Raw genomic sequence first — 23,010 nt, 5'->3', positions numbered from 1 at the left:
TCACCAACGGCTGGGCGTGACGGAGAGGATCAGCCGAATGCTCTGGCGGGCATCATCGTCACGGCGAGAATAGCCATCACGACGGTCACCACGATATCCCCCGCTAGGACGAGAATAGCTGGGGCGAGAATAGCTGGGGCGCGAGTAGCTCGGGCGCGAATGGCTCGGGCGGGAGCGCCCCTGATGGGCCTGGGCCTGCCCCAGGGTGAAAAGGGTCGGGGCCACATAGGCGCCGGCCATCCCCACACCCAGGGTCGCCAGCAGGCGACGACGGCTCTGGCGCTTCTGCTCGTCGGGACTTTCGGGATCACGGTGGGTCATAACTTGCCTCGAGGTTATCGAACAGTGTTTATACTAGCCCTGCCGTCCCCCGGTCACCAGACGGCGAGGCCTGACTGACGCCACTTGCCGCCTCGTTTCGAAAAGCCTGCACATTCTCCCCATCGCTGTCGGATAATGCCGACAGCCGAACGCCAGGCGAAAAAAAGCCGACCCAAGCGGGTCGGCTACTGGGGGGATGACTCCCCCCTCCCCTGACGACTTTTTGCGATGACTGGCTTAGTGCTTCTTCTTGCGACTATCCCGCACGATAAAAGCGATCCAGCCACCCATGAAAGCGACCATCATCGCGACGGTGACCAACCCGAAGATTACGGCGTCATCTAGATACATGTGCTTACCCTCCCGTCTCGATCTGTTGAAAGGACTTTAGCCCGGGAGGGCGGGTAAAACCCTGACCTGCATCAAGTTGAGATCCGCAGTCCGGCAGGGGCGGGGCGCATCTTGATGCAGGTCAGTTTTTAAAGCACCTTCTTGTCTTCCACGCTGGCAGGATCGGTCCCGGGGGGCAGCGGATGGCCCTTGGCGAGCTCGGCCCGGGTGGCGTCGCGCACCTCGAGCACCTCCAACTGGTAGCGCAGGGTACGGCCCGCCAGGGGATGGTTGGTGTCGATCAGCACGCTGGCGTCACGCACCTCCAGTACCGTGACGACCTGGGGGCCGGCCTCACCGGGGGTCTGGAAGCGCATCCCCGGTGACAGGTCATCCACCGGGAAGGCGCTGCGGCCCACCTCGCGGACCAGTTCCTCGTTGCGCAGGCCGTAAGCCTCGGCCGGCATCAGGGTCACGCTGAGCTCGGCGCCTTCGGTCTGCCCATCCAGAGCGCGCTCCAGCCCTTCGACGATATTGTGGTGGCCGTGGAGATACTCCAGGGGCTGCTGGCGGGCGCGTGAATCATCCAGCACCTCGCTGGCGGCGGTGTCGGTCAGGACGTAGTGAAGGGTCACGACCCGCTGGGGAGCGATCGTCATGGCAATCTCCTCGGATATGTGTGAAAGCGTTGGCGTGGCTCAGCTGCGGCGCAGCTGAGCCACCGGCACCTCAAGCCGCTGCTGACGGTGCAGCATGTTGAGCAGCACGATGGCGCGCTCCTCGCCCTTGTGGCCGGCAAAGACCGCCTGCAGGTCCTTGAAGGGCCCTTCGGTAATCTGCACGGTCTCGCCTGCCCGAAAATAGAGGTTGGCGGTGGCATCGTCGCGTTGGCTGCCTTGCTCGCGCAGGGCGGCCACCAGGTCCTCATTCACTGCCACGGGCATGTCGCCAAAGCCCACCAGCTTCAGCACGCCTCGGGTGGAACGAATCGGCCGCCAGTTGCTCACGAGCCGATCGAGGCGGATGAACAGGTAGTAAGGGAACAGCGGCTCGCTGACCCACTCCAGCTTGCCGCGACGTTTCTTCTGCACCTCGAGCACCGGGTGGAACACATCGTACCCTTGATTGGACAGGTGCTCGGCAGCCCGGAACGACTCACCGCCCTTGCACTGGATGACGTACCAGCGCGGAACGGCTTTATCGCCGGACTCAAGGCTCGCATCGTTCTCGTTCATGGGACTCCTGCAAAGGATGAAGGGTGCTGGTATCGGCACGAACGCTCTGCAACAATCGGCGCGTCAGAAGGATTCTACCATCGACGGTGACCACCCGCCGTGCCGGGTGGCTCGCAAGGAGTGCCCTGCCCGATGTCAAGCCCCCTGCCCAGCCCAACGCCCCACCGTAGCTGGGGTGATGCCCTCGCGATCTATCTGCGCGCGCCGGTGATCACCATGCTGTTCCTCGGCTTCTCGGCCGGCCTACCCTTCCTGCTGGTGTTCTCGACACTTTCGGCCTGGCTGCGCAGCGACGGGGTCGAGGTGGCCGCCATCGGCTTTTTCTCCTGGGTCGGCATCCTCTACTCGATCAAGTTCTTCTGGGCGCCGGTGGTGGACCGCCTGGCGCTCCCGCTGCTGACCCGCACCCTGGGCCAACGCCGCAGCTGGATGCTGCTGGCCCAGGCCATGATCGCCGCCGGCCTGATCGGCCTGGCGAGTCTCGACCCGACCGGGAATCTGGCCATGGTCGCGGGCTTTGCCCTGCTGGTGGCCTTTGGCTCCGCCACCCAGGATATCGCCATCGACGCCTTTCGCATCGAATCGGCGCCGGACGATATCCAGGCGGCCATGGCTTCCACCTACATCATCGGCTACCGCGGGGGGCTGCTGGCCGCCGGCGCCGGCGCCATGTACGTGGCCTCCTGGCTCTCCTGGGAGGCGGCCTATCTGACCATGGCAGCCCTGGTGGGCATCGGGGTAATCACCGTACTGGTGCGCCCGGAACCCGAGCGGCTGTCGCTCACGACTCAGTTGATCCACGAGCCGCGGGTACGCGCCTTCCTGCGCGCCACCCGTGGCAAGCCGCGCCAGCTGCGCCGCCTGGGGGCCTGGGTGATCGGCGCCATTGTCTGCCCCTTCACCGACTTCTTCACCCGCCACCGTCTCAAGGCGCTGTGGCTGCTGGTGTTCATCGCGGTGTTCCGAATCAGCGACTTGGCCATGGCCTCCATGGCCAACCCTCTCTACATCGACATGGGCTTTACGCTTGCCACCATCGCCAACGTCACCAATGTGTTCGGCATCGCCATGAGTGTGACCGGGGGCATCCTTGGGGGGCTGCTGGTAGCGCGCTACGGCATCGGGCCGATTCTTGTGCTGGGGGCGACGGCGGCCACGCTGACCAACCTGCTCTTTGCCGGCCTGGCGCTGGCCGGCCAGAGCCTGCCGATGCTGGTGATGGCGATCGTCGGCGACAACCTGGCCAATGGCCTGGCCAGCGCCGTCTTCATCGCCTTCCTCTCCAGCCTGACATCGCGGGCCTATACGGCGACCCAGTACGCCCTGTTCTCGTCGCTGATGACCCTGCCAGGCAAGTTCCTCAGCGGCTTCGGTGGGCTAGTGGTGGCCACTGAGGGCTACGCCACTTTTTTCGTGATTGCCACCGCGCTAGGTCTGCCAGCCATCGCCCTGGCGATCTGGATCAGCCGTGACAGGAACCTGGTGCCAGCACCGATGCCGCGTAACGCCTGACGACAAGACGGCCGCCAGCACCGCATGCGGCGCTTCCCTATCGGGCATCGACCTTGGCGAACCTCGCACCGGGCAGCGTCGATCCTAGCGGGCATCGAGCCAGGCCTGCAGCCAGTCCAGTGCCCCCGGGGTAGCCCGCCATTGGTCGCGCATCAAGGTGCGATATTGCCATGCCTCTGCTCGGGAGCCAGGCTCGGCCGCCCCGCTGGCAGCGGGCAACTGACGGGGTTTCTCGACACATAGCAGTGTCAGGGCATGGACATTGTGTCGACGCGCCATCTCCAGGGCCTGCGCGCCCTCGTCCGGGCACTCGAGACGAAACAGCGCCAGCGCCCGGCCCAGCAGCAGACTCAATGCCGCCTCGCCCAGTTCTTCCCCCTCTGGCGGATAGCTGATGGCCAGCGCCTCACTATCGCGCCCGTCGCGCAGCAGCTGGTCGAGCACCAGCTCCCGCAGCCCCAGGCTATCGTGGTCATCCAACTCCAGGAGACGTTCCGCGAGCTGCCGGGAGTGCTGTCTCGCGCCGCGTTCCATGCCTACCACCAGCGCCAAACCGGTGCGCATCAACAGGGCGTTGTCGCCGTCGTCCCAGACCAGGGTACCCGGCCCCTCGGCGGCTACCTGCTCGAGCCAGCGTTCCAGGCGTTCGGCCAGCGGCGCAAACAGGCTCGGCGCCATCCAAGGAAGACTCCCGAAACGGGTGGTGAGCGCCAGGGTCAGACCCTGGAGCACCGCCGGGGCATCGAGCCATTCGGGGTGGGCGCAGAGCTCGGCCAGCCACTCTCCGGCCGCTGGCCAAGGATCATCTTCCAGCCCTAGCGGCGACTCACTGACCGCTTCTGCCGGAAAGCAGGCCAGCCAGGCGGTGACCAGGGCCTGCTCGCGATCGCTCTGTCGGTACACCAGACGCCCCTCATCGGTGCGGCTCACCTGCAGCCGGGGGGCCGTGGGCAGCACCTCGAGCAGAGCCTGGAGGGAGGCAAGCGGTTCGGCCAGATCCTCCTCGGCGTTGAGCAGCTGCTCGGCCAGGGTGGCGCCGGGGTTCTCAGCCAGGTCGGCCAGGAATTCCAGCTGGTCCGGATCGAGATCCCCCTGGCGAGCGAGGCGACGAAACCAGAAGCGAGCCCGCTCGGCGGCTTCCTGCTCGTGCCCCTCGTGGAGCAGCAGCATCGCCTCGATGTAAGCCAGAGTGGGCGAGTCCGGCAGCGCCTGCTGGGCGCGCACAAAGGCGGCCCGGGCGCTGTCCAGGTCATCGGCATCGAGGTGCATCAGGCACAAGCGCTCCAGGGCGACCCCGCGCAGGAACAGCGGGCCGTGCTCGAGCACCGCATCGAGCAGCGCCTCGCGCTTGCGGTGGAAACCGCGCTCGTGGTAGAGGTCGATCAGGATTTCGAAGGCGGGCTCGGCCTGTTCCGGCAAGCGCGACCAGTCTGCGCGGTCGAACAGCGATTCGAGAATCTGCTGGGCACGGCCGCGCTGACCGGTTTCGGCGGCAATCAGCCCCGCCTCCAGCAGCCCCTGAGCCGGGGCGCGGCCGCTGGCCAGCGCCGCCTTGAGCGTGCTGCCCTTCCATTCGCGCAGCGAGAGCATCCACATCAGATGGCCGGGCACCGGCCCCGGCAGACGCACGGTCCCGCAGCACTCCTTGGTCTTGCGCCCGGAATCACACCAGCAAGGCTCGTTGCGGCCCGGCCGTGCCAGGGGCTCGGTGGCGAAATCAAGACGTTCCAGCGGCGTCTGGGACCATAGCTCCGGCGCCAACGCCTGGGCCATGGGCAAGTTACCCCCTACCAGCGTCGGGCCTTCCTTACGCGCCCAGGCCATCAGCGTCGGATAGCGCTCGTCCTGACGAATCGCCTTGAGTGCCCCCGAGGCAAACCCCAACAGCTGTTCGACCCATACCGCCAGCATCGCACTCTCCACCGTCCGGAAAACGGCACAGTCTACCAGTCTGCCAGGGCGCTGGGCAGCCGTTCACCCCTTTGCCCACTCCATCAGCGGACGGGCGCGAGCATGCATATCGAGCCGGGCACCCAGGCGTACCAGATTCCAGTAGTGACCATTAAGCGTACGCGACAGCAGCAGGGTATCCGCCGGAGGCTGCAAGCGGTCCATGGCGGCCCACACCTTGGGGGTCAGGTCGCGCAGCCGGCGGTGCACGCGCACGTCGGAAAAATCCTGCTCGCCGGGGGCGAACAGCGGACCCACCGCCTCGGCGGATTCTCGGTAGAGCGCCAGCGGCGCGCCCTGCCCCTGTCGGCCGCCAAGCCTGAGCAACGCCTCGTCCATGGCCATGGGGTCGCGTGCCAGGGTGGCCTCGAGCAGCTGAATCATGGCGCGCAGGCGCGGCTCGGGCACTGGAATCACCGCGCCCAGGTCATAGATCACCAGCCGACCCCGATCATCAACGGCGAAATTGCCGGCGTGGGGGTCGGCATGCAGTTCACCGTGGGTGAACAGCTCCTCGGTCAGCCAGTCGGCAAGGGTCACCGCGACGCCCTGACGCAGGGCGTCGTCGCTCGACTCCAGGTCACGCAGGGGAGTCCCCGGCACGTAACGCATGGCCAGTACCCGCTCCCCGCAGAGCTCGAGCAGCGGCTCGGGGATCACCAGATTGTCCAGGTGGGCATAGCGCTCCCGGTAACGCGCCAGCGCCGCGGCCTCGGCCCGGTAATCGAGCTCTCCGCGCAGACTGACGGCGAGCTCTTCAAAGAGCGCATCCAGTCGCGCCTGGGGCACCTTGAACCAGCGGCCCAGGCGCATCAGTCGACGCACCTGAGCCAGGTCGCTCTCCAGCACCTCGACAAGCCCCGGATACTGCACCTTGAGCACCAGGGTCTCGCCGTCGAGCGTCACGGCGCGGTGCACCTGGCCCATGGAGGCGCTTGCGAAGGGACGCTCCTCGATCTCGCGAAACACGTCACCAAGCTCGCCATACTGAGCGACCAGGCTCTCGCGGATACGCGGCCAGGGCATGGGCTCTGCCTGGCGCTGGAGACGAGCGAGCTCCTCGGCCAGATCGGGCGGCAGCAGGTCGTCCCACTGGGACATGATCTGGGCCAGCTTCATGGCCGGCCCCTTGAGCTCGGAGAGCCCCTCGAACAGCGCTTCTCCCAGCGCCCGCCAGTCGGCCTGACCGCCCATACGGGTACGGAGCAAGGCCCCGCCGGTCCTGGCCCCCAGTCCCAGCAGTCGTCTCGTCCTGCCTCGTTCTCGCATTTCGGGCTCCCCTGATGTGATGGGCGTTCAAAAATAGTGATACAGGAATTGTACACCATGGCGCGACGATGACACCTGGCCAATCCTCACCGACACTGGAAGAATATCCATCACGCCACGCCAGAGCTTGCCCGCCATGCGCCTGATCATCGCCGAGAAGCCCAGCCTCGCCCGCGCCATCGCCGACGCCCTGCCCGGCTCCCCCCGCAAGCAGGACGGCGCCATTGCCGTGGGCGACACCACCGTGACCTGGTGCCTCGGCCACCTGCTGGAACAGGCGCCGCCAGACGCCTACGATCCGGCGCTCAAGCAGTGGCGCCTCGATACCCTGCCGATCCTGCCCAGCCGCTGGAAGCTGACGCCCCGCGCCCGCGCTCGCGGACAGCTCGCGGTGATCCGCGGCCTGCTCAAATCCGCCCGCGAAGTGGTCCACGCCGGTGACCCGGACCGCGAGGGCCAGCTGCTGGTGCAGGAGGTGATCGAGCACCTGAGCTGGAAGGGAGCGGTATCGCGGCTGCTGGTCAGCGACCTCAACCGCCCAGCGGTGCAGCGCGCGCTGGCCCGACTGGAGGACAACGCCCGCTACCAGCCGCTCTATCGTGCTGCAGAGTCGCGCTCCCGAGCCGACTGGCTCTACGGCATCAACCTGACCCGGGCCTGGACCCTCACCGGCCGCCAGGCGGGTCACAACGGCGTGCTCTCGGTGGGCCGGGTCCAGACCCCGGTGCTGGGCCTGGTGGTCCGCCGGGATGCCGAGATTCGCGACTTCACCCCCCACCCTTTCTTCGTGCTCTGGGCGGACCTGGCCGTGGAGCATGGCACCCTGCGCGCCTGGTGGGCGCCCGGTGAGCAACAGCCGCTGGACGACCAGGGCCGGCTGCTTGCCCGAGAACCCGCCGCTGCCCTGGCCGAGCGGCTGCCCGGCGCCGAGGGACGGCTGGTCAAGCTCGATACCCAGAACAAGCGCCAGGCCGCGCCGCTGCCCTACTCGCTCTCGGCGCTGCAGGTGGACGCCGCGCGCCGCTACGGGCTCTCCGCCCAGGGGGTGCTGGACACCTGCCAGGCTCTCTACGAGCGCCACCAGCTGATCACCTACCCCCGCTCCGACTGCCGCTATCTGCCCGAGGAGCACTTTGCCGCCGCCCGGGCCAGCCTTGAAGGCGCCTGCCGGGCGGATGACACCCTGCGCCAATGGCTGGCCGGGGCAGACTTTACGCGGCGCTCCCGGGCCTGGAACGACAAGCAGGTGGGGGCTCATCACGCCCTGGCCCCCACCGGACGCCCCATGGACCCGTCCCGGCTCTCGGCCACCGAGGCCAACGTTTTTCGGTTGATCGCGCGCAACGTGCTGGCCCAGTTCTACCCGCCGCTTTCCACCCGCGAGGTGAAGGCCGAATTCCGGATCCTCGACGAGGCCTTCCGCGCCCGCGGCCAGGAAATTCTGGAGGCGGGCTGGAAGCCGCTATTCACTACCCGCGACGAGGCCCCGCCGCTGCCGACGCTCACCGAGGGCGAGGCGTGCCGGGTCAGCGCGGCGGGCGTGGAGGATCGCGAGACCCGTCCGCCAGAGCCCTTCAACGACGCCAGCCTGATCAAGGCGATGATGAACATCGCCCGCTACGTGGAAGACTCGGCCGTCAGGCGCACCCTGCGCGAGCATGATGGTCTGGGCACCGAAGCGACCCGCGCCGGCATCATCGAAACACTGGTGGAGCGAGGCTACCTGGTGCGCAAGAGCAAGGCGCTTCGCGCTACCCGGCTGGGCAGCGCCCTGATTGCCTCGCTACCCGAGGCGGCCAGCCGCCCGGAACGCACCGCCCTCTGGGAGCAGCGTTTATCGGCTATCGCCGAGGAGGGCGCCGACCCCGCCCCCTTCCTCGGCGACCTGATAAGCGATCTGCGCGGCCTTCTGGCCAGCGCGGACGCCGGCCGACTGCGTGAGGCGCTGGCCACGTCCCGCGGAGAGGAGCCTGCCGCCGTTGGCCGCGCCCCGGCCAAACGGCGAGGCGCGACGTCCCGACGCCGCAGCGGGGCGAGCACCGGCACCGGTCGCGGCACTCGTCGTGCTGGCCGCAAGCGGGGCAGCTCATGACGCTGCCAGACACCCATTGGATCGTTGGCCCCGGCGCCCTGGGGCGGATGATCGGCCTACGCCTGGCCACCCGCCCGGCGCCCCCTATCGCAGTGGCCCTGATCGGGCGCCGCCTGCTGCCCGCGGAACAGACCCTGGTCACCCCCCAGGGCGAGACGCTGAGTGTGCACGTGACCACCGCTAGCCTGGAGTCGCTGCCGGCCGCTCCGCCGGCCGTGGTGCACCTGACCACCAAGGCCTATGCCGCCGAGGCGGCCCACGCCGCACTGGCGCCGCACCTGCCGCCCGGCACCCCGCTGGTGCTGTGGCAGAACGGTTTCGGCTGTCAGCCTAGGCTCAGCCGGCGCCACGATGGGCCGGTGCTGTGCGCCACCACCACCGAGGGCGCCTATCTCGAGGACAATCTCGAGGACCATCTCGAAGACAAGGAGACGAGCGATACCCGCGTAGTCCACGCCGGCAAGGGCGAGACACTCATCGGGGCCCTGGAAGAGGGTTACCCCGAGAACGCCGACACACTGGCCGACGAGCTTGCCACGATGCTCACCGCTGCCGGCCTGCCTACCCGAAGGGTCAGCGATATCCGTCAACGGCTCTGGCAGAAACTCGCCGTCAACGCCGCCATCAACCCGCTGGTGGCACGCTTCGGCATTCGCAATGGCCAGCTGCGCGACCGCCCCTTCCGGCCCATGGTGGAAGAGATCATCGTCGAGGTGGCCGGCATTCTTGCTGCAGAAGGCATCGCCCCCCCGGGGCTTGAAGGTCGCGGGACAACCGACTCGGGACATAAGTCAGAGAGGCTGGCTGGCTGGCTGGCCCTGGTGTGGCGGGTAGTGGAAGGCACCGCCGAAAACCGCGCCTCCATGCTCCAGGACGTGCTGGCCAAGCGTCCCACGGAGCATGAAGCGATCCTCGGGCCGCTGCTGGCTGTCGCCCGGGCCCACGACCTCGCCACCCCCCGTCTGGCCGAGTTGGCCGGCTGGCTCGAGGCTCGAGAACTGGCGGGCTCAGCCGACACTTGCTAGGCTGACTTGACACCAATGACTCGCTCTGATGCTCTCGCCGACCCCGGCAGGGCGTCAGAGCAAGGACGGGAATAATGAAAACCGGCTCCTTCTTTACCTGCCTTGCGGCCTGTCTGGCCATTGTCGCCACCCCTGCGGCGCTGGCCGATGCCGACAGCGCACCCTCGTTTGCCGGCAAGGACGTCGATCTGATGCGCCTGGATAACGGCATGGTCATCGAAGGACGCGACATCGAGACACCGGACGGCTACACCTCCGGGTTCCGGCTTATTGCGGGCTTCACCCCGCTGAGCCTGCCCCGCCTGGACCTGGCCGCCGAGTTCAGCTATCGAGAGAGCGACGAGGTCCCCACCCAGATGGGGGGAAACAACCTGCTGGTTGATTCGGTCAGCCTGGGAGGCAGCTTGATGGCCGGTGTGCGCATCGGTCAGCTAGGTCTCTACGCCAAATCCGGGGTGATGGGTTGGGAAGGCGACGCGGTGATACCCCGGGATGCTATTGATACCGGTGGCACCACGCGCGTTACCGGGCTCGGCGCCCGACTGTCGTTCAACCGCCTGATCAGCCGACTGGAGTTCGAAGAGTTCGATGCTCCGGATATGGCCCATCTCAATCTGCTGACCGCCTCGCTGCACTACCCGTTCTAGAGATCCCGATACCCTCGGGAAACCCCGCAGGCTGGTGCCCGCGGGGTTTCTTGTTCCTTGTTCCTTGTCTGTTGCCCCTTGTTCCTCCCGGGCGAAGCCCGGGCCTAGCCCGTGTTGCGAAGCCCAGCGGCAATACCCGCCATGGTCACCATCAGTGCCCGCGACAGATCGGCGCTGATGGCGCCATCCGCATCCCGGTTACGCTGCAGCAGCTCGGCCTGCAGGCCGTGCAGCGGGTCGATATAAGGGTTACGTACGGCGATCGCCTGGCGAATCAGCGGGGTCTTCTCCAGTAGCTCCTCCTGCTCGAGGACCTGCAACAGCACGTCGTTGAGGCGCCCGAAACGCTCGCGCAGTCGCTCGCCCAGCGACTTCAGGGCAGGTTCGTCCACCAGGCGGTGCTCGTAATAGGCGGCGATACCCACATCGGCCTTGGCCAGCAGCATCTCCAGCATGTCCAGATAGGTGCCAAAGAAGGGCCAGCTGTCTCGCATCTCCTGCAGCACGGCAAGGCCGCCCTCCTCCTCCAGGCGCCGCGAAAAGGCCTCACCGCTGCCCAGCCAGGCGGGCAACATCAGGCGGATCTGGGTCCAGGCGAAGATCCACGGAATCGCCCGCAGAGTCTCGACGCCTCCGTCCTGGCGGCGCTTGGTCGGCCGCGAGCCTAGGGGCAGGCGCCCAAGCGAGCCCTCAGGCGTCACCGCCCGGAAGTAGGGCACGAAGTCGGGGTCTTCGCGCACCACGCCGACGTAGGCACGATGGGCCACCTCGGCCAGGCGATCCATCTCCTCGCGCCATCGGGGCTGGGGATCCGGCGGCGGCAGAAGCGTCGCTTCCAGCACCGCACAGGCGTAGATCTCCATGGAGCGCAGGGCGATCTCGGGCTGGCCGAACTTAAAGCGAATCATCTCGCCCTGTTCGGTCACTCTCAGACTGCCGTTCACCGAGCCCGGCGGCTGGGAGAGAATCGCCGCGTGGGCCGGGCCGCCGCCGCGGCCCACGGTGCCACCGCGGCCGTGAAACAAAGTAAGGTCGACGCCTTTGCTCTCGCACACCTCCACCAGGGTTTCCTGGGCGCGATACTGCGCCCAGGCGGCAGCCAGCTGGCCGGCATCCTTGGCGGAGTCGGAGTAGCCGATCATCACCTCCTGGCGATCCCCGGTCAGCGAGCGATAACCAGGCAGCGACAGCAGACGCTCGATGACATCACCGGCGTGATTGAGGTCGTCAAGGGTCTCGAACAGCGGGGCAATGGGCAGTTTGACCTCGCCCCCCACCTCCTTCATCAGCAGGGCCACGGTCAACACGTCGGAGGGCTGCCCCGCCATGGAGATGACGTAGGTGCCCAGGGCCTCGGCCTGCTCGCTGGCCACCACCCGGAAGGTATCAATCACCTCGCGGGACTCCGACGAGCAATCCCAGCGCCGTGGAATCAGCGGGCGCCGAGACGCCAATTCCTCGAGCAGAAAGGTCTGGCGCTGCTCCTCGCTCCAGTCGCGGTATCGGCCGAGCCCCAGGCCATGGGTGAGTTCCTCCATGACTTGTGCGTGGCGGCTCGCCTCCTGGCGGATGTCGAGCTTGGTCAGGGTCACACCGAACACCGCCACCCGACGCAGGGTGTCGAGTAACGCCCCGTTGGCTATGGTGTCGAGGCCCACGTCACAGAGCGAACGGTAGCAGGTCAGCAGCGGCGCGAAGAGCTGGTCTCGGCTCTCGATCACCGGGCCTTCATCGAAGGGCTTGCCATCCAGACACGCCTTTGCCCAGTCGCGGGTCGTCTCCATTCGGCTCAGCAGCCGGCGCAGCAGTTCTCGATAGGGCTCGGCGACATCGCCCACCTCGGCTTTCAGGGCGCTGTTGGCCTTCCACATGGAGAGCTCGGCCTTGAGCTTCTCAAGGTCGCGCACATAGAGGTCGGCGGCCATCCAGCGCCCCAGCAGCAGCACCTCCCGGGTAACCCGCGAGGTGACATTGGGGTTGCCGTCACGGTCGCCGCCCATCCAGGAGGCGAAGCGGATGGGCGCGGCGTCCAGCGGCAGACGCTCGCCGGCGGTCTCCAACAGCAGGTTATCCAGGTCGCGGTGGAAGTCGGGGACTGCCTGCCACAGCGAGTTCTCGATCACCGCAAAGCCCCACTTGGCCTCGTCCACCGGGGTCGGGCGCTCGTGGCGAATCTCGTCGGTATGCCAGGCCTGGCTGATCAGCTCCTCCAGGCGCCCCTTGGCCCGGATGCCACGCTCGGGGTAGTCGCCGGAGGACTCGATGGCCGTGAGGCAGTCGTCGATGGCGTCATACTTCTGAATCAGCGTGCGGCGAATGACCTCGGTGGGGTGGGCGGTAAGTACCAGCTCCACGCGCATTGAGGCCAACGCCTCCACCAGCTTGCGGGGGGTGTTGCCGGCCTCCCGGGCGCGGGTCAGCAGTTCGCTGAGCACCGGCTGACTGCCGGGACGGTAGTCCTCCACGCGGCGAAAGCGCGCCCGGTAATGCTGCTCGGCGATATTGGCCAGGTTGAGAAACTGATTAAAGGCGCGGGTCACCGGCAGCAGGTCGCGGTCGGGCAGACGGCGCAGGTAGTCGATCAGCTCGCGTTGGGCCTGGTCGTCGTTCTGGCGGCCGCGCTTGGCGAAGCTGCGAATGGCCTCGATCTTGTCGACGAAGCCACCACCCAGGTCATCGGCGATGGTGCGCCCGAGGCTATCCCCCAGGATACGAACGTTATCGCGCAGCGATTCGTGCAAGTCGTGGCTCATGGCCCAGAATCTCCCGGTGGCTTTCCCGACGTCGCGGGATGTACGAATAGGGGTGAAGGGTCGGCAGCAGCGCGCTCGATGGCCTTGGCGGCCTGCCAGTGACGCTCCATGAGGTCGAGGCCGGCCTGGTCGAGCGCTACGCCATCGGCGGCAATAGCGGTCTCCAGATGGCGGAAGCGCCGCTCGAACTTGGCATTGGTGGCACGCAGGCACTGTTCGGGGTTGGCCTTGAGGGTGCGGGCCAGATTGGTCACCGCGAACAGCAGGTCGCCCACCTCCTCGGCGGCGTGCTCGCGATCGCCGGCGGCCAGCGCCTCCTCGACCTCCTCCAACTCCTCGCGGATCTTCGCGACCACGCCGCGCGCATCGGGCCAGTCAAAGCCGACCCTGGCGGCGCGTTTGGAGAGTTTGGCGGCTCGGGAGAGCGCCGGCAGGGTCCGCGGGACGTCATCGAGAACCGACGCTGCAGCGCTGTCCTGCCCCAGCGCAGCCTCGCCGCTGGCGCGCTCGGCCCGCTCCTCGGCCTTGAGGCTCTCCCAGCGGCTGCTTACGTTATCAAGCTCAGCCTGGGCCGATTCGATCTCTTCGGCCGTGACGCCCGGCGGACGCCGAGAGGCCAGGGTGCCGTCGGGAAACACGTGAGGGTGACGACGCAGCATCTTGGCGGTCAGCGCGTGAATCACATCCTGGAAGTCGAAGCGCCCCTCCTCGGCACCGAACTGGGCGTAGTAGACCACTTGAAAGAGCAGGTCGCCCAGTTCCGCGGGCAGTTCATGCCAAGCGCGCCGCTCGATGGCGTCGGCCACCTCATAGGCCTCCTCCAGGGTGTGAGGCACGATGGAATCCCAGTCCTGCTTGAGATCCCAGGGGCAGCCCTGCTCGGCGTCGCGCAGCACCGCCATCAGCGTCAGCAGGTCATCGAGGTCATGGCGTGGACTCATGAAGCGTTCCCCTTACCCTTACCCTTGCGCTTACCCGGCTTGCCGCCGCTGCGCAGGCGCCGCACCTCAATGACGTTGGAGAGCTGCTGGATGCGCGAGAAGAGCCTCCCCAGGGTCTCCAGGCCGTCCACCTCCACGGTGATCGCCATGCGGGCGATGCCCTCGTCGGTATCGGTCAGGGTATTGACCGCCAGCACGTTGACCTTCTCGTTGCTGAGCACACCGGTCACGTCGCGCAGCAGGCCCGAGCGGTCCCAGGCCTGGACCTCGATATCGACCGGGTACTGGGTGCGAGCGCGCTCTCCCCACTCCACCTCGATGAGACGCTGGGGCTCTTCCAGGCGCAGCTGCAGGATGTTGGGACAATCCTGGCGATGCACGGTGACCCCGCGTCCCTGGGTGATAAAGCCGACGATGGGCTCCCCCGGCACCGGATGACAGCAGTTGGCCATGCTGGTCTTGAGGTTTCCCACGCCAAGCACGGTGATGTCGCTCTGCCCGGCCTTGCCCGGCGAGCGCTTTGGCTTGGCCAGCAGACGGTCGAGCTGTTCCTGGTCGTCGTGCTCGCCGAACAGCTGCTGCGCCTGGTGCAGCACCTGGCCGATGCGAAGGTCGCCGGCCCCCAGCGCGGCGTACATGTCCTCCGGGCCCTGGTAGTTGACCTTGCGTGCCAGGGCCTCGAGATCCATCTCCTCGAGGTCAAGTCGCTTCATCTCACGCTCGAACAGCGTGCGACCCTCCTCCAGGTTCTGGTCGCGGGCCTGGTGCTTGAACCAGGCCTGGATCTTGGCCCGGGCCCTGCTGGTGCGCACGTAGCCCAGGCTCGGATTGAGCCAGTCGCGGCTCGGCCCGCCCTTGCTGGCGGTGAGGATCTCCACCTGCTGGCCGGTCTTGAGCTTGTAGGTGAGCGGTACGATGCGCCCGTTGACCTTGGCGCCCCGGCAGCGATGGCCTACCTCGGTATGCACCCGGTAGGCGAAGTCGATGGGCGTGGACACCCGGGGCAAATCGATGACATGGCCATCGGGCGTGAAGACATAGATGCGATCCGGCGCCACGTCGCTGCTCAGCCCCTCGCTGAAGTTGCCGACGTCGCCGACCTCCTCCTGCCACTCGAGTACCTGACGCAGCCAAGCGATCTTTTCCTCGTAGCTGGCGCTCTTCGCCTTGGTGTCATGGCCCTTGTAGCGCCAGTGGGCGCAGACGCCGAGTTCGGCCTCGTCGTGCATGGCGAAGGTACGGATCTGGATTTCCAGCACCTTGTTCTCGGGACCAAACACCGCGGTGTGCAGCGACTGGTAGCCATTTTTCTTGGGGTTGGCGATGTAATCGTCGAACTCGTTGGGCACATGGTGCCAGCGAGAGTGCACCAGCCCCAGCACGGTGTAGCAATCGGCAACTTCGGGCACCAGGAGGCGCACCGCGCGAATGTCGTGCACCTGGTAGAAGTCGATGTGCTTGCGCTTCATCTTCCGCCAGATCGAGTAGATGTGCTTGGCGCGGCCATCGACGTCGTAACGAAGAATACCCTGGGTCTCCAGCATGCCCTTGAGGGTGTCGACCACCTCGGCGATATAGCGGTCCCGGTGAAGACGCTTCTCGGCCAGTTGGCGGGCGATAGCCTTGTAGTCGTCCTCGTGGAGATAGCGAAAGGAGAGATCTTCCAGCTCCCACTTGAGATGGCCGATGCCCAGCCGATGGGCCAGCGGCGCATAGATATCGAACACCTCCCGGGCGACCCGCAGTTGCTTCTCGCGGGGGGCGTCCTTGACCTGGCGCAGAGCGCAGGTGCGCTCGGCGATCTTGATCAGCGCCACGCGCACATCGTCGATCATGGTGACCAGCATCTTGCGCAGGTTGTCCTGCTGATCGTGCTGACCCATCTCGTGGCTGGGCGTCTGAGAGGCGCTGATCGCCGCCATATGCAACACGCCGTCAATCAGCGAGGCAACCTCGCGGCCAAACTGCTTGGCGATCGCCTCCAGGTCGACCAGCCCCTCGCGCACGGCACGATAAAGCACTGCAGCTTCCAGGGTGGCCTGGTCGAGCCGCAGCTCGCCGAGGATATCGGCCATCTCCAGGCCCATCCGAAAACTGGAGCCATCGGCAAGCCACCGGCGGTGGGGCTTGTCGGCATCGAGCTCCAGGCGTTCTGCCAGCAGGCAGGCATCGCGCAGATGGGCCGGGTCGCTCAGTTTGACGTCGTCCTGCAGCCGCTCGACCCAACGCTCGATATCGACGCGCCCGTTCTCGGTCAGAGGCTGGTCCTCACGGACTTTAACCATCGGGTGTTGCTCCTTGCCGCCGCTGTTCTGTCCGCGGGTGCTCGAACAGCAGCATCGATTCCAGGTGTGAGGTATGCACGAACATATCGGCCACGGCGAGTCGCGTCAGCCGATAACCACTATGCACAAGGCGTGCCGCATCCCGCGCCAGGGTGGCCGGATCGCAGGAGACATAAAGCACCCTGGGCACTGGCGATGCCGCCAGCGCCGAACAGACGGCATCGGCACCATCGCGAGGCGGGTCGAGCAGCAGGGTATCCGGCGCGATCTCGGCCAGCAGAGCCTTCACCACCTCGGCATCGTTCAGATTCCCCTGCCGGGCCTCCACCGTCAGCGGCTGCTCCCGTGAATTGGCGCGGGCGTTGTCCGTCAGCCGCTCGACCATGGTCGGGCTGCCCTCCACCGCGGTCACCTTTGCCCCGGCGGACGCCAGCGGCAGGCTGAAGTTGCCCACACCGGCGAACAGATCCAGCAGCACTGCGCCTTCCAGGCTCTCAAGCCAGGTCAAGGCGGTGGCCACCATCTGCCGATTGACCTCGGCATTGGCCTGCAGGAAGTCCCCCGGGGCGAAGCCCAGCGTCAGCTCCCCGGCGGCAGCCGATGCGCCAGAAGCCGATGGCACTCTCACGCTCAAGGCCGGCGTCGGGGTCAGCCACTCGAGCGAGGGCGACTCGCGTCCCGCCAGCCAGGCCAGGTGCAGCCGGTGCTGGGCGGCAAAGGCCAGCCAGCGTTCGCGATCGCCGGCGTGCTCCTTGAGCTGGCGAACCAGCAACACCGCGCCCTGATCGCTGTCGAGCAGCTCCAGGTGTCCTACCTGCCGCGGCGCGTCAAGGGATGCCACCTGACGGTGCAGCGGCACCAGCAGAACATCGAGAGTCGGCACCAGAATGGTACAGCGCTCGATATCCACCAGGCGATGGCTGTGGTGAGCCCGAAAGCCGAGATGCACCTGCCCTTCTGCGCCCACCTTGACCCCCAGCCGGGCGCGACGACGATAGCCGTGGTCGGCCCCGGCCAGCAGCTGCGGCTCGTCGGGCGTATCGACGCCCTGGCGGGCCAGCAGGTCGATCAGTACCGCCAGCTTGTGGCGGCGCTGGGCGGGTACGGCCAGGTGCTGAAGGTCGCACCCCCCACAGCGGCCGTAGTGGGCGCAGGGCGGTGTCACTCGCTCGGGCGAGCCCTCGAGAAGCTCGCGAACGTGGGCCTCGTCGAAGCGCTTGCGGGTGAGATGCACCGCCGCATCGACCCGCTCTCCGGGTAGCGCCCCCTCCACAAACAGGGTTTTTCCGGCGGCGTCATGTGCCAGGCCACGGCCATCATGGGCCAGACGCTCGATGACCACACCTCGAGGCTCGTCGTCACGGGCGTCATCGTCTCGGACGTCAGGCTCGCCAGACGCCACTGGTGCGCCCAGGGGGGGCTGACGTTTCTGCAGCCCGGATACACCCGAACGTTCGCGGCGCGGTCGCCGCTTGCCCAGCATTGCCATCTCAAGCCTCCGGGGCGAACAGGCCGGTGGAAAGATAACGGTCGCCGCGGTCACAGACGATAAACGCGATCACTGCGTTCTCGACCTCCTCGGCCACCCGCAGGGCACCAGCTAGGCACCCGCCCGACGAGACCCCGGCCAGAATGCCCTCCTCGCGCGCCAGGCGCCGCATGTGCTCCTCGGCCTCGCGCTGGCCGATATCGATTACCCGATCGACCCGGCTCGCATCGAAGATGCTGGGCAGGTATTCCGGCGGCCAGCGGCGAATGCCGGCGATGCTGGCACCGTCCTCAGGCTGCAAGCCGACGATCTGCACCTCGGGGTTGCGCTCCTTGAGCGCCTTGGAGACCCCCATGATGGTGCCGGTGGTGCCCATGGAGCTGATGAAGTGCGTCACGCGGCCGTCGGTCTGCTCCCAGATTTCGGGACCAGTGCCCTGGTAGTGGGCCAGCGGATTATCGGGGTTGGCGAACTGATCCAGGCGCTTGCCCTCGCCGCGGGCCAGCATGGCCTCGGCCACGTCACGGGCCTCCTCCATGCCGCCCTCCTTGCCGACGGTAATCAGTTCGGCACCGAAGGCCGCCATGGCCTGCTTGCGCTCCTCGGAGGCGTTTTCAGGCATGATCAGCACCATGCGATAGCCCCTGATGGCTGCCGCCATGGCCAGGGCAATACCGGTATTGCCCGAGGTCGCCTCCACCAGGGTGTCGCCGGGGGTGATCTCGCCACGCGCCTCGGCCTGCACGAGCATGGAGAGCGCCGGGCGATCCTTCACCGAACCGGCAGGATTATTGCCCTCCAGCTTGGCCAGCAGGACATTGTTGCGGCCGGCGCTGATGCGCTTGAGGCGAACCAACGGCGTGTTGCCGACGACATCCTCGAGGGTGGGAAAATGCATGCAACCTTCCTTGTGGAAACGGGTTTTCGTTCATTATATCCCTGCCACCGCAGGGGGGACAGGCATGCCCATCTGCTGTGGCATACTGAGGGCTGCCTCCTGAAAAGAGCCTGCCGATGTCCTTGAAGTTCCGCCTGCTGCTGACCGGTCTGTTGGTGCCCTGGCTACTGATGCTGCTGCTCGCCGCGACAACCCTGTCGCTGCACCGCTCGCACCACGCCGAACAGAGTCAAGCCCGCCTGGAACAGGCCCTCGACCTGCTGACGCCCCTGCTGAACGATGCCGATAACGCCGACCAGCGGGAGGCCATGGCAGGACGTTTGCTGGCGCTTGATGAGGTCCGCGCCCTGGGCATCATCGATGTCCAGGGCGAGATGTTGCTGCAGATGGGCCGGCTTCGCTCACCGCCTACCGCCCCCCGCGACGAGCATCGCCACCTCGACCAACAGGGCGCCGAGTGGCGGCTGCAGGCGCCCCTGTCCGGCGCCGAACCATCCTGGCTGGTAGTTGACGTTGATGCCAGCCCCCTGCTGCTGGACCACTATCGCCAGATCGGCCTCACCGCGCTGCTGCTGGCGTTCGCCTTCCTGGTGCTGGGCGGTTTGACCTTCGACGCCTATCGTCGCCTGCACCCCCCGCTGTCCGCCGTGGACGATGCCCTCTCCCGGCTAGCCAGAAACGAGAGTCCTCCCGACCTGCCCCCCTCACCGGGCGAGCTTGCCGGCCTGACCGAGCGGGTCAACGCCCTGAGCGAGCATCTGGTCCAAGGCCGACTGGAGACGCAGCGTCAGATCGAGCAGGCCACCGCTGAGCTCGAGGAGTCCATGGAGACCATCGAGGTCCAGAACATCGAGCTGGACATTTCCCACCGCCGCTCCGTGGAGGCCAACCGCGTCAAATCGGAATTCCTGGCCAACATGAGCCACGAGATCCGCACCCCGCTGAATGGCATCATCGGCTTCTGCCGTCTGCTCGACCGCTCACGACTGGAGCCGCGCCAGCGAGAATGGCTCGAACACGTTCAGCGCGCCTCCGGCAGCCTGTTGATGCTGGTCAATGACGTACTCGACTTCTCAAAGCTCGAAGCTGGACACCTGGAACTGGAGCATATGCCGCTGGACATGGTCGTCCTGGTGGACGAGGTACTCGGTCTGCAGGCGCCGCTGGCCCACCAGAAGGAACTGCAGCTGCTGGGCCTGGTGTATGACGACGTGCCCAGCGTGCTCAATGGCGATCCGATGCGCATCCAGCAGGTCCTGACCAACCTGGTACACAACGCGGTGAAGTTCACCCGGCAAGGCGAGGTGGTGGTTCGGGTCATGATGGAGCAGGCCGACCCCGGCAGTGTCACGCTGCGAATCAGCGTCACCGACACCGGCATCGGCCTTTCCGCGGAGCGTCAGCGCCTTCTCTTCCGAGCTTACCAGCAGACCGAACCCAGCCACGCCCGGGAGTTCGGCGGTACTGGCTTGGGCCTCACCATCTGCCGCCAGCTGGTCGAGCAGATGGGCGGGGAGATTGACGTAGAAAGCGTGCCCGGCCAGGGCACCACCTTCTCGTTCACCCTCCAGATGGAAGGCAACGAAGCAACCGAGCGGCCACCCGAGCTGCGCCTCGATGGGCAAACGGTGCTGATCGAGGAGCCTCACCCCGCCACTCGCCGCGCCCTTCGCCATCTCTTTACGCGCTGGGGCGCCCGGCCAGTGGACGCCGCCGCCCCCGCTCCCCAGAACGGCCCACCGGCCCTGCTGGTTGCCAGCCTACCACACACCCCCCTCACCGCGGACGAGGTGGGGATCTGGCAGCGCCGCCTGGCCGAGCTGGCATGCCCGGCCCTGCTGCTGGTCAATGCCAACCCCCTCGACCTGCCCAGCCTGCCGCTGCCCCACGGCGGCGAGGTCCTCGCCAAGCCGGTGGCCCGAGCCACTCTGACCGCCGCCGTGGCGAAGGTCCTGGACCAGCGCGAATGCCCGTCAGCGGCGGACCAGGCAACGGCGGCGCCTCGTCCCCTTCGCCTGTTGGCCGTGGATGACACCGAATCGAACCGCCTGCTGCTGCGAGAACTGATTGCCGGCCCTGGCGTCGAGGTCAGCCTGGCCGCCAGCGGTGAGGAGGCCCTGGCGCTGGCGCAAGAGCACGCGTTCGATATGGTGCTGATGGATATTCGCATGCCCGGCATGGATGGCGTGGAGACCACACGAGCGCTGCGACGCCTGGGCGGCCGCTGGCGCGATACGCCGGTCGTGGCGGTGACTGCCCACGTACTTGAGGAAGAGCGACGCCGGCTGCTGGAGAGCGGACTCAATGATGTGCTGGTGAAACCGGTGGATACCGACCAGTTGCGCAACGCCCTGCATCGTCATCTGGGCCTAGCGCTGCCGGTGGCAGAGACGGCGCCTTCACCATCACCGGCGACTGTCCCTGACGACGACGAACTGCCCACCGTGGACCTGGAACTCGGAACACGATTGGCGGGCGGAAAAGCCACGCTGGCCAGGGAACTGCTGGAACGCCTCGCGGCCGGGCTGGAGGAGAGCGAAGCCGCTCTGCGTCACGCCCTGGCGGAGGGCAACGATGAGGCGTTGCTGGATGGCATCCATGCCCTCAACGGCGCCTGTCGCTACTGCGGGGCGCCGCGGCTGGGGCTGATTGCCGAATCCCTGGAGACCCGGCTGCGTACCCGCGGCCGAGAGGCGGTGACGCCGCTGATGGATGACCTCTTCGCCGCCATGGCGGACCTGCGTGCCTGGGCACGGCCGGAAACCCAGGCCTCCGACAGCTAGTTCTCCAGACCCGCACCCTCCACACCCTGACCTTCAAGAACCACGAAAGCGATCGCCAGGGACGCCTCATCGCTGATCGACAGGTGAATCGCGCGAACCCCGGCGGCCATGGCCAGTTCGTTGGCCTTGCCCGACAGCAGCAGCGACGGCCGGCCCAGGGCATCGTTGGTGACCTGAACCTCGGTCCAGCGAATGCCCAGCCGCAGGCCGGTACCGAGCGCCTTGACGAAGGCCTCCTTGGCGGCGAAACGCTTGGCCATGAAGGCGGCCGGAGACGGATGGCCCCTCAGGCGCTCGCGTTCCCGTTCGCCCAGCAGGCGCAGCGCCAGGCGTTCGCCGTGGCGCGTCAGGGCCCGCTCGAAGCGCTCGACCCTGGCGATATCGGTGCCGATGCCGAGAATCATGGCTCAGTGCGGGTGATCGTCGTCGTGATCATGGTCCTGGCCGTGCTCATGGTCGTGCTCATGGTCGTGCTCCTCCAGGGAGGCGACGAAACCGGCTTCCTGGCCGGCGATGGCCAGCCGCTTCATCTCGGCTACCGCCTCCTTGAGCCCCACGAAGACCGCCCGGGCGATAATCGCATGGCCGATATTGAGTTCATGCAGCCCGGGAATGGCGGCGATGGCCTCGACGTTGTGGTAGTGCAGCCCGTGGCCAGCGTTGACGGTGAGCCCAAGCTCCAGCGCCATCTCGGTGGCGGCACTGAGTCGCGCATGTTCGTGGACGGCCGCCGGCCCAGTCGCCTCGGCATAGGCCCCGGTATGCAGCTCGATCACCGGGGCGCCGGCCTTGGCCGCGGCCTCGATCTGTGTCGGCTCGGGGTCGATGAAAAGCGACACCTCGCAGCCCGCCGCGGCCAAACGCTCACAGGCGGCATGGATGGCCGCGAAGCCGCCCACCACGTCCAGGCCACCTTCGGTGGTCAACTCTTCGCGCTTCTCGGGCACCAGGCAGACGTGGGCCGGGCGCAGCTCCTCGGCCAGGCGGATCATCGCCTCGGTGACCGCCATCTCGAAGTTCATGCGGGTGTTGAGCACCTCGACCAGCAGACGCACGTCGCGCTCCTGGATGTGCCGGCGATCCTCGCGCAGGTGCACGGTGATGCCGTCGGCGCCGGCCTCCTCGGCGAGCAGCGCCGCCTGGACAGGATCCGGATAGCGGGTGCCACGGGCCTGACGCAGGGTGGCGATATGGTCGATATTGACGCCGAGCAGGATGCGGGGGGGATGCATGACACGATCCTTGGATATTCGGGAAGTCGGGAGGCAGGGCCCTTTTGGGGTCAGACCCCGGCCGGACCACCCTGCCCATCTTGGAGCACTACAGCGACGATATTACCCGCCGCCGGGGTCTGACCCTGAGGCCTCCCCACGAATTATACAGTGACCCCCAGTTCGGCTTCTTGTCGCATGAGCCGGAGGAGTCTGTCCATTCGGCCCGCGGGATAGCGGGCCAGGATGGCTTCACAGCCAAGACGCCA

At 67.0% G+C, this 23,010-nt stretch carries 18 protein-coding genes; 5 read left to right on the top strand and 13 right to left on the bottom strand.

Going from position 1 to position 23,010, the window contains the following annotated elements; all coding sequences use genetic code 11:
• The 4 genes from ACFODV_RS13475 to rfaH all read right to left on the bottom strand — a co-directional run bounded on the left by ACFODV_RS13475 (position 1) and on the right by rfaH (position 1,886).
• On the bottom strand, positions 1-321 hold the full coding sequence (locus ACFODV_RS13475; protein WP_379760274.1) for a hypothetical protein: 321 nt from the start codon (positions 319-321) through the stop codon (positions 1-3).
• Positions 322-558: 237 nt separating this feature from the next.
• Complete coding sequence (gene ccoM / locus ACFODV_RS13470) at positions 559-672, bottom strand: cytochrome c oxidase subunit CcoM (protein WP_379760272.1); 114 nt, start codon at positions 670-672, stop codon at positions 559-561.
• 128 nt (positions 673-800) lie between these two features.
• The gene (locus ACFODV_RS13465; protein ID WP_379760270.1) at positions 801-1,310 is read right to left on the bottom strand and encodes an FKBP-type peptidyl-prolyl cis-trans isomerase; all 510 of its coding nucleotides are present in this window, start codon (positions 1,308-1,310) and stop codon (positions 801-803) included.
• A 39-nt stretch (positions 1,311-1,349) separates the two neighbouring features.
• Complete coding sequence (rfaH, locus tag ACFODV_RS13460) at positions 1,350-1,886, bottom strand: transcription/translation regulatory transformer protein RfaH (protein WP_379760268.1); 537 nt, start codon at positions 1,884-1,886, stop codon at positions 1,350-1,352.
• A 144-nt stretch (positions 1,887-2,030) separates the two neighbouring features.
• Here rfaH and ACFODV_RS13455 point away from each other — a divergent pair, with 144 nt between their 5' ends.
• Positions 2,031-3,398: an AmpG family muropeptide MFS transporter gene (locus ACFODV_RS13455; RefSeq protein ID WP_379760443.1), complete on the top strand. Its 1,368-nt coding sequence runs from the start codon at positions 2,031-2,033 to the stop codon at positions 3,396-3,398.
• An 84-nt stretch (positions 3,399-3,482) separates the two neighbouring features.
• Here the strand turns inward: ACFODV_RS13455 and ACFODV_RS13450 are convergent, their stop codons facing one another.
• Together ACFODV_RS13450 and ACFODV_RS13445 are read right to left on the bottom strand one after the other, a co-directional pair.
• On the bottom strand, positions 3,483-5,309 hold the full coding sequence (locus ACFODV_RS13450; protein WP_379760266.1) for an SEC-C metal-binding domain-containing protein: 1,827 nt from the start codon (positions 5,307-5,309) through the stop codon (positions 3,483-3,485).
• A gap of 63 nt (positions 5,310-5,372) precedes the next feature.
• Positions 5,373-6,617: an ABC1 kinase family protein gene (locus ACFODV_RS13445; RefSeq protein WP_379760264.1), complete on the bottom strand. Its 1,245-nt coding sequence runs from the start codon at positions 6,615-6,617 to the stop codon at positions 5,373-5,375.
• A 136-nt stretch (positions 6,618-6,753) separates the two neighbouring features.
• Here ACFODV_RS13445 and ACFODV_RS13440 point away from each other — a divergent pair, with 136 nt between their 5' ends.
• From ACFODV_RS13440 to ACFODV_RS13430, 3 genes are all read left to right on the top strand, one after another.
• On the top strand, positions 6,754-8,709 hold the full coding sequence (locus tag ACFODV_RS13440) for a DNA topoisomerase III (protein ID WP_379760262.1): 1,956 nt from the start codon (positions 6,754-6,756) through the stop codon (positions 8,707-8,709).
• Positions 8,706-9,734, top strand: coding sequence for a ketopantoate reductase family protein (locus ACFODV_RS13435; RefSeq protein ID WP_379760260.1), 1,029 nt, complete (start codon positions 8,706-8,708; stop codon positions 9,732-9,734). The genes ACFODV_RS13440 and ACFODV_RS13435 overlap by 4 nt, the downstream gene beginning before the upstream one ends.
• Before the next feature lie 74 nt (positions 9,735-9,808).
• Complete coding sequence (locus ACFODV_RS13430) at positions 9,809-10,381, top strand: hypothetical protein (RefSeq protein ID WP_379760258.1); 573 nt, start codon at positions 9,809-9,811, stop codon at positions 10,379-10,381.
• Positions 10,382-10,485: 104 nt separating this feature from the next.
• Here the strand turns inward: ACFODV_RS13430 and ppc are convergent, their stop codons facing one another.
• From ppc to cysM, 5 genes are read right to left on the bottom strand one after another with little or no spacing between them, the layout of a single operon-like run.
• Positions 10,486-13,134, bottom strand: coding sequence for a phosphoenolpyruvate carboxylase (gene ppc, locus ACFODV_RS13425; protein WP_379760256.1), 2,649 nt, complete (start codon positions 13,132-13,134; stop codon positions 10,486-10,488).
• Positions 13,131-14,075 carry a nucleoside triphosphate pyrophosphohydrolase gene (gene mazG / locus ACFODV_RS13420; RefSeq protein ID WP_379760254.1) on the bottom strand — a complete coding sequence of 315 codons (945 nt, stop codon included), beginning with the start codon at positions 14,073-14,075 and terminating at the stop codon, positions 13,131-13,133. The genes ppc and mazG overlap by 4 nt, the downstream gene beginning before the upstream one ends.
• Positions 14,072-16,360 carry a GTP diphosphokinase gene (relA, locus tag ACFODV_RS13415; RefSeq protein WP_379760252.1) on the bottom strand — a complete coding sequence of 763 codons (2,289 nt, stop codon included), beginning with the start codon at positions 16,358-16,360 and terminating at the stop codon, positions 14,072-14,074. The genes mazG and relA overlap by 4 nt, the downstream gene beginning before the upstream one ends.
• A complete protein-coding gene (gene rlmD / locus ACFODV_RS13410) occupies positions 16,353-17,849 on the bottom strand; it encodes a 23S rRNA (uracil(1939)-C(5))-methyltransferase RlmD (protein WP_379760250.1) in 1,497 nt (498 codons plus the stop codon). The genes relA and rlmD overlap by 8 nt, the downstream gene beginning before the upstream one ends.
• Position 17,850: 1 nt before the next feature.
• Positions 17,851-18,747, bottom strand: coding sequence for a cysteine synthase CysM (gene cysM, locus ACFODV_RS13405; protein WP_379760248.1), 897 nt, complete (start codon positions 18,745-18,747; stop codon positions 17,851-17,853).
• Between the two features lie 116 nt (positions 18,748-18,863).
• Here cysM and ACFODV_RS13400 point away from each other — a divergent pair, with 116 nt between their 5' ends.
• Positions 18,864-21,530: an ATP-binding protein gene (locus tag ACFODV_RS13400; RefSeq protein WP_379760246.1), complete on the top strand. Its 2,667-nt coding sequence runs from the start codon at positions 18,864-18,866 to the stop codon at positions 21,528-21,530.
• On the opposite strand, the gene acpS is transcribed toward ACFODV_RS13400, so the two are convergent.
• A complete protein-coding gene (acpS, locus tag ACFODV_RS13395; RefSeq protein ID WP_379760244.1) occupies positions 21,527-21,934 on the bottom strand; it encodes a holo-ACP synthase in 408 nt (135 codons plus the stop codon). The two genes, ACFODV_RS13400 and acpS, sit on opposite strands and share 4 nt — an antisense overlap.
• A gap of 3 nt (positions 21,935-21,937) precedes the next feature.
• Complete coding sequence (gene pdxJ, locus ACFODV_RS13390; protein WP_379760242.1) at positions 21,938-22,762, bottom strand: pyridoxine 5'-phosphate synthase; 825 nt, start codon at positions 22,760-22,762, stop codon at positions 21,938-21,940.
• Between the last annotated feature and the right edge of the window lie 248 nt (positions 22,763-23,010).

It is taken from the genome of Halomonas tibetensis, assembly GCF_042643535.1.
Lineage (GTDB): Bacteria > Pseudomonadota > Gammaproteobacteria > Pseudomonadales > Halomonadaceae > Halomonas > Halomonas tibetensis.
Note: the sequence above shows the minus strand (reverse complement) of the source record. Positions and strands in the feature narration are given on the sequence as shown.